Source organism: Verrucomicrobium sp. 3C (genome assembly GCF_000379365.1).
Lineage (GTDB): Bacteria > Verrucomicrobiota > Verrucomicrobiia > Methylacidiphilales > Methylacidiphilaceae > Methylacidimicrobium.
In genome coordinates, this window is record NZ_KB901875.1 from 1534193 (window position 1) to 1540955 (window position 6763).

The 6763-nt window shown below is 61.4% G+C and carries 5 protein-coding genes and 2 pseudogenes; 5 read left to right on the forward strand and 2 right to left on the reverse strand.

Going from position 1 to position 6763, the window contains the following annotated elements; translation table 11 throughout:
• Positions 1-131 precede the first annotated feature (131 nt).
• Positions 132-482 carry a sulfite exporter TauE/SafE family protein gene (locus A37A_RS20055; RefSeq protein WP_040887680.1) on the reverse strand — a complete coding sequence of 117 codons (351 nt, stop codon included), beginning with the start codon at positions 480-482 and terminating at the stop codon, positions 132-134.
• Here A37A_RS20055 and miaA point away from each other — a divergent pair.
• From miaA to lpxA, 4 genes are all read left to right on the forward strand, one after another.
• Positions 477-1403: a tRNA (adenosine(37)-N6)-dimethylallyltransferase MiaA gene (gene miaA, locus A37A_RS19190; protein ID WP_196799545.1), complete on the forward strand. Its 927-nt coding sequence runs from the start codon at positions 477-479 to the stop codon at positions 1401-1403. The two genes, A37A_RS20055 and miaA, sit on opposite strands and share 6 nt — an antisense overlap.
• 228 nt (positions 1404-1631) lie before the next feature.
• Complete coding sequence (hflX, locus tag A37A_RS0108120; protein ID WP_018291021.1) at positions 1632-3017, forward strand: GTPase HflX; 1386 nt, start codon at positions 1632-1634, stop codon at positions 3015-3017.
• Positions 2950-3540: a JAB domain-containing protein gene (locus tag A37A_RS0108125; protein ID WP_196799546.1), complete on the forward strand. Its 591-nt coding sequence runs from the start codon at positions 2950-2952 to the stop codon at positions 3538-3540. Before hflX ends, A37A_RS0108125 begins: the two co-directional genes overlap by 68 nt.
• On the forward strand, positions 3537-4364 hold the full coding sequence (gene lpxA / locus A37A_RS0108130) for an acyl-ACP--UDP-N-acetylglucosamine O-acyltransferase (RefSeq protein ID WP_018291023.1): 828 nt from the start codon (positions 3537-3539) through the stop codon (positions 4362-4364). The genes A37A_RS0108125 and lpxA overlap by 4 nt, the downstream gene beginning before the upstream one ends.
• Before the next feature lie 14 nt (positions 4365-4378).
• Here the strand turns inward: lpxA and acs are convergent.
• Positions 4379-6295: pseudogene (gene acs, locus A37A_RS0108135) on the reverse strand (acetate--CoA ligase); the annotation flags it as partial.
• Between the two features lie 271 nt (positions 6296-6566).
• On the opposite strand from acs, the pseudogene A37A_RS20590 reads away from it, so the two are divergent.
• A pseudogene (locus A37A_RS20590) lies at positions 6567-6763 on the forward strand (hypothetical protein); the annotation flags it as partial.

The following is a 6763-nucleotide window of genomic DNA, read 5'->3' on the forward strand; positions in this document are numbered from 1 at the left end:
TCGTCTTCCCTCACCCAATCCCGCATGTCCTCGGGCAAAAGCATTGGGGTCATCCGATCCACCATCACAAATCGCTCAGCCATGCCCTCTTTTACCATATTCCAGAGGGAAAAGGAAAGTCCGACAGGCTGCTAGCGCCAGAGCCGGTAGGCGGCGTAGAGAAGAAAAACCGCGAAAGCCCGTTTGGCATAGACCGCCGGGATCGCTTGAATGAAAAGGGATCCGAGGCCAGCACCCGCCGCCCCGGAGAGGGCGATCACCGCAAAGAGGTTCCAGTCGATCTGTTTGAGGCTCCAGTTCGTGAGGCTGCCCGCCAGGGCGATCGGCAGGATGAGGGCGAGCGAAGTTCCTACTGCGGTGTGATAGGGTACGGCAAAAGAGAGGATCAGGATCGGGACGAGGATCGAGCCTCCGCCGATTCCGAAGCAGCCGCTGGCAAAACCGGCAAGCAGGCCAACCAGAGTGAGAGCAAGAAGGTGCATGATGATGAGATAGAGGGCTGGCTGGCGCGGGTCGAGCCTGGCGAGCCGCTTTTTGTCGTCGGCTCGACGGGGGTTGGAAAAACCGAACTGGCGCACGCGGTCGCGGAGAGGTGTGGGGCCTGGATCCTCTCCATGGATTCGATGCAGGTCTATCGGGGTCTGGATCGAGGGACGGCAAAACCTTCCCGGGAGGAGCGGATTCGCTTTTCCTATGGAGGGGTGGATCTGGTGGACTGGCGCGAGCCCTTTTCAGTGGCTCAGTATCGGGATCACGCCGGCTCTTTTTTGAATGCCTGCCTGGGACAGGGGCGCCCCGCGATCGTCGTGGGAGGGACCGGGCTCTACTACCGGAGCATGGTGCAAGGTCTCTGCGAGGCTCCTCCGGGAAACGCCGCGCTTCGGCAGAAACTGGAGGCGCTCTCCACCGCCGAACTTGGGAAGCGACTCGAAGCAATCGATCCCAAAGCGGCCGCGCGCATCGACCTACGCAACCCCAGACGCCTGATTCGAGCGATCGAGGTCAAGGAAACGACTGGAATCTCTCTCCTGGATTGGCAGAAAGAGACGACACGACCCTTGCTGGCGCGTCATCGCACGATCTGGGTGGAGAGGCCGGTCGAAGCGTTGAGGCGCCGGGTCGCCGAGCGTGTCCGGAAGATGCTGGCTTCCGGGTGGCTCGAGGAGGTGGCCGACCGGCTGCGCGAAGGGGGGCTGGAAAGCCTCTCCCGTTGCCCTGCGATCGGTTATGCCCCGATCGCGCAATTCCTGGTTCGGGGAGGGAGCCGGGCGATGCTGGAGGAAACCATTGCTCGGGACACCTTTCGGTACGCACGGAAGCAGTTGACTTGGTTTCGGAAAGAGGCTACGATTCGCTTTCATCTGGTAATTGAAGAGCATGGTCCTCTTCCCTGCCGTCACTAGTCTGCATATCTCACAAGCGTTCTCCTGCGGCTTGCGAAGTGGGACCGGCTGTTGTGTTGGGGCTGGGTTTTCCCTCCTCGCAGTATGTCGTCCTGCAGCTTCGGGGGAAAACCGGCGCTCCGCCCTGTATCCAGGTCCATTCGTCGCGATTCGGGTAAGAACTTTGTGAGATATGCAGGCTCCTAGGGTAAATCGTTTCCCAATTAGCAAGGTCGCTTTTCTTGCTGGATGAGAACCCTAGGCCATCCCGCAGAGAAAACGCTCCTTGTTGGGATCGAGTTGCCGAACCAGCAGGAGCCGGGAGTTACGGAATCACTCGAAGAACTGGGAGAGCTTGTCCGAAGCGCGGGAGCGGCGGTCGCCTCTCATGCCGTTCAGCGGCTTCCGACACCGACGGCTCCATTCTATATCGGGCGCGGCAAAGCGGAGGAACTTTCCGAGCAATGCCAGGAAGGCGGGATCCACTCGGTCATTTTCGACGACGAGTTAACCCCGGCCCAAAGCCGCAATTTATCGAACGTATTTTCTCGGAAGGTCTTGGACCGGACTCAGCTGATTCTCGATATTTTTGCGCAGCGAGCCAAGACGCGGGAGGGGAAGATTCAAATCGAGCTTGCTCAACTCCTCTACTTGCTCCCGAGGCTCACCAGGCTTTGGAGCCACCTTTCACGGCAAACCGGAGGAATCGGCACCCGGGGTCCCGGAGAAACTCAGCTGGAGGTCGACAGGCGTCGAGTCCAGCAGCGGATCGCGCGCTTGCACCGCGACCTGGAGGCGGTTCGGCGCTCCCGGGCGGTGCAACGGGAAGGAAGACACCGATGCTCCTGGCCGACTCTCTGCTTGGTCGGGTACACCAATTCCGGGAAATCGACGCTGTTCAATCGGTTGACCCAGTCGGAAGTATTGGTCCAGGATAAGCTCTTCGCGACGCTCGATCCGACGATCCGGCTGTTGCAGCTGAAAGGAAAGCAGCGGGCCTTCCTGGCCGATACGGTTGGCTTCATCCGAAAGCTACCGCACGACTTGATCGATTCCTTCCGGGCCACTTTGGAAGAGGTGAAGGAAGCCGACCTTCTCATCCATCTTGTTGACGTGTCCGATCCCAAGGCCGAGGAGCGGATCGCGGACGTGCGGCGGGTCTTGGATGAACTCGACGTGCTTGGGAAGCCTTCGCTCCTCGTGTGGAACAAGATCGATCGCTTGCATGGTCCCGCGCCACTCCATCGCCTGTTACTGCGGTATCCGGGAAGCATCGGGGTGTCGGCCCGGGATGGGGCCGGGATCGAGGAGCTTCTGTCGCGGATCGAAAGCTGGTCGCGCGGGAGGGCTCTCCTTTTTCGTTTGCGCTTTCCGGTCGAGCGCGGCGATCTGCTGGCGCGTCTCCATCGCGAGGGCGAGCCCGTAGAGGTTCGCTACCGCCCCGATGGGGTCTACGTGCACGCTTGGATTCCCCCTTTCTTGCAAGCATCGCTTGCTCCCTTTATCCTCGTCGAGCGTGGCTCGGCGGATTCGCGAGATGCTCCCGGCGGAACGTCCGCTGGAGAGAATGGCGACGGACGGTCCGAATGGGCTGAAAGATTCGGAGTTGCTGGCGATTCTTCTCGGAATCGGTAGGAGCGGCCTTTCGGCCGTCGGCCTCGGCGAAGAGCTCATCACGAGTTTCGGCGGCCTGCAAGCATTGGGGAGGGCTTCGGCGGCCGAGCTTGCTCAGTGCAAGGGGGTGGGGCAAACCAAAGCCGCACGCCTGGTGGCCGCCTTCGTGTTGGGTACCCGTTTGGCTCAGGAGGATCTCCTGGGAAGGCGCATCGCGTCTCCGAAGGATGCGGTGGAGTTTCTGGGACCGAGGATGCGTCTTCTGCCGGTCGAGGAAATTACCCGAGGGACTCTCAACGAGAGTCTGTATCATCCCCGCGAGGCTTTCCGCGCCGGGATTGCACACAAAGCCCATTCGGTCCTTTTCGCCCACAATCATCCTTCCGGAGACCCCACGCCCTCGGCGGACGACATGGCCATCAGCCGCGAAATGAAGCGGGCCGGGGAAATCCTCGGGATCGAGGTGGTCGACCACCTGATTCTCGGGGAGTCGCGCAAGGGAGTAGTGCTCTATTACAGCTTTCGGGAACGAGGGGAAGGATGATTCATTCGACAGCGATGGTCAGCCCCAAAGCCGATCTCGGCCGGGAGGTGCGGGTAGGCCCCGGGGCGGTGATCGAAGCGGAGGCGATTGTCGGAGACCGTTGCGAGATTCGAGCTCATGCGGTCGTTGCCGCGGGAACGTGCATCGGACCGGGAAACCAGGTCGGTTATGCGGCGGTCATTGGAGCCGAGCCGCAGGATCTCTCCTGGGATGGAGCCCCTTCCCGCGTGGTGATCGGAGAGGGAAACGTGATCCGGGAGCACGTCACCATCCATCGGGGGGCTAAGCCGGAGAGCGAGACGCGGATCGGAGACGGCAACTATCTGATGGTTGGGTGTCACGTCGGGCACAACTGCCTTGTGGGGAACCGGACGATCCTCGTCAACCACGTGCTGCTGGCCGGATATGTTCGGGTAGGAGATCGAGCCTTTTTAGGGGGTGGCTCCGTCTTCCATCAGCACGTGCGCATCGGAGAGCTGGCGATGGTGCGGGGAGGGATCCGGATCGGCATGGATATTCCTCCGTTTTTGATGGCCGTCGACGAAAACGAGGTCGCCGGCGTCAACCGGGTCGGATTGCGCAGGGCAGGCTTTTCCGAAGCGACACGCCGACAGATCGAGGCCGCCTACTGCATCCTCTACGAAAGCGGACGCAACGTGTCGCAGGCCCTGCAGGAGATGGAGAGGCGCTGGCTGAGTGGAGAAGTGCGACGCATGATCGATTTCATTCGGGCTTCGCGTCGGGGCATCTGCTCCCCGAACCGTGCGCGAAGAGGGGCGGGGCAGGCAAAGCAGGCGAGGGATCCGAACGTCTCCGGCGGCTAACGGAGACATGCAGGTTAATCGGCAGCCTTTCCGACTTCCTTGGAAAGGGCGGCGACCGTCGCGGGATCTTCCAGGGTCGTCGTGTCACCCTCGATTTGGCCGCTGCGTACCAGTTCCTTGAGAAGGCGGCGCAAGATCTTGCCGCTGCGGGTCTTTGGAAGGGTGGCAGTGAAGAGAATCTCCTTGGGACGTGCGATGGCGCCGATTTCCTGGGCGACGTGGCGACGGAGTTCGTTTTTGAGCTCCTCCGACCCCGCTTCCCCTTGTCGGAGGGTGACAAAGGCGACGAGCGCCTCGCCTTTGTCCGGATCGGGTTCGCCAACCACTGCCGCTTCCGCGACCTTGGAGTGGCTCACCAGCGCGCTTTCCACCTCGGCGGTGCCGATGCGATGTCCGGAGACATTGAGGACGTCGTCGATCCGGCCCGTGATCCAGAAGTAACCGTCTTCGTCCTGGCGGGCGCCGTCTCCTGTGAGATAAACGCCGGGAACCTCGCTCCAATAGGTGTTTCGGAGTGCCTCTGGGCTGCCGTAGATGTCCCGAAGCATCGAGGGCCACGGACGGCGAATCACCAGCCTCCCGTGCGTGCCCGAGGGAACAGGGTTCCCCTGATCGTCGACAATGGCGGGATCGACCCCGAAGAAGGGAAGAGTCGCCGAACCCGGCTTGCAGGGAGTCGCTCCAGGACAGGGAGCGATCATCACCGATCCTGTTTCGGTTTGCCACCATGTATCGACGACAGGGCAGCGGCCTCGCCCGATCTTCTGGTGATACCAGAGCCAACCCTCCGGGTTGATCGGCTCGCCGACCGAGCCGAGCAGGCGTAGGGAGGAGAGATCCCAGGGCTCTACCCACCGTTCGCCCATCCGCATGAAGTACCGGATGGCGGTCGGCGCGGTGTAGAGGATGTTGATTCGGTAACGCTCGATCATCCGCCAAAAGCGATCTGGTTGCGGAAAATCGGGTGAGCCTTCGTAGAGAAAGACCGAAGCCCCCAGCGCCAGGGGACCATAGACCACATAGCTGTGGCCGGTCACCCAACCGACGTCGGCCGTGCACCAGAAGAGATCCTCGTCCTTGAGGTCGAAGAGGTACTTGGTGGAAAGAGCACAACCCAGCAGATAGCCGCCGGTGGTATGAAGGATGCCTTTGGGTTTCCCGGTCGTCCCGCTGGTGTAGAGGATGTAGAGCGGATGCTCGCTGTCCAGGGGCTTGGCCTCTGAGCGGGCATCGACCTGCTTGAGCTCTTTATCAACCCAGCAGTCGCGTCCCGCCCGCATTGGGACGCGCTCCCCTGTCCTGCGGACGACCAGGACCCGCTCCACCCCTGAGGGGGCCTCCAAGGCGTCGTTGACCCGCTCTTTGAGCGGAACAATCTTCCCCTTCCGGTACCCCCCGTCGGCGGTGATCACGATCTTCGCTCCGCAATCGAGGATGCGATCTCGAATCGACTTGGCGCTGAATCCGCCGAAGACTACGCTATGCACAGCGCCAAGGCGCGCGCAGGCGAGCATGGCGATCACCGCTTCCGGAATCATCGGCAGGTAGATCACGACCCGATCCCCGTCGACCACTCCGCTCCGGGAGAGCAGGTTTGCCCACCGGCAGACTTCCCAGTGGAGCTGTCGGTAGGTAAGCGTCCTTACCTCTCCAGGCTCTCCTTCCCAAACGATGGCTGCCTTGTGGCATCGGGGTCCGGCCAGATGACGATCGAGGCAGTTATAGCTGGCATTGAGTTGTCCGCCGACAAACCAGCGAGCATGGGGCAGGTCCCAGGCCAAAAGCTCCTTCCAGGGCTCCTTCCAGTCCAGCTCCGCCGACATTCGCCTCCAAAAGGTCATGGGAGACTCGAGCGACTCCCGGTAGAGCCGGCGATAGTCCTCTAAGCTGCCAAGGTGCGCCCGGGCTGAAAATTCGTGAGGCGGTGGGAAAGCGGGGCACTTTTCTGCGGAGGGAACGGGTGTCCCAGAGTCGGTGCTAGCGGTCGTTGCGTTCATGGTCCCACCGATTGCGTGGCGGCAAGCCTCGTCTGGCGACGAAAGGCGACGACAGGATAGGAGTCAGCCGACCCGAAAGCAAGCAGGGACCGACAAGCGACTGCTAGCCGCCCAGGGTCTTTTTTTATGAACGGCCAAGTGATTCTGCGCCAGGGAGGGAAAGAAAGGCTAGACATGAGGCGACTTTTTCGATGCCATAGGCTCGATGGAACAGCTTTTCCATTTAAGAGCCGATGGGGCAAGGGATTGCGGACTGGAAGTTTCGATTGCCAGTTCTCCGGAAGAAATCGAATGGTTCGATGGGCAGTTGAAGGAGCGCCACTATCTGGGGGCGGGGCGATCGGTGGGCGACTATTTACGCCAGGTCATTGCCCAAGGTGGGCAGGCGGTGGCGCTGCTGGC

Excerpts from the sequence above, each read along its gene's own strand:
- A37A_RS0108125 (WP_196799546.1), top strand. The coding sequence starts at position 2,950 with ATGGCGACGGACGGTCCGAATGGGCTGAAAGATTCGGAGTTGCTGGCG.
- hflX (WP_018291021.1), top strand. The coding sequence starts at position 1,632 with ATGAGAACCCTAGGCCATCCCGCAGAGAAAACGCTCCTTGTTGGGATC.
- A37A_RS20055 (WP_040887680.1), bottom strand. The coding sequence starts at position 482 with ATGCACCTTCTTGCTCTCACTCTGGTTGGCCTGCTTGCCGGTTTTGCC.
- lpxA (WP_018291023.1), top strand. The coding sequence starts at position 3,537 with ATGATTCATTCGACAGCGATGGTCAGCCCCAAAGCCGATCTCGGCCGG.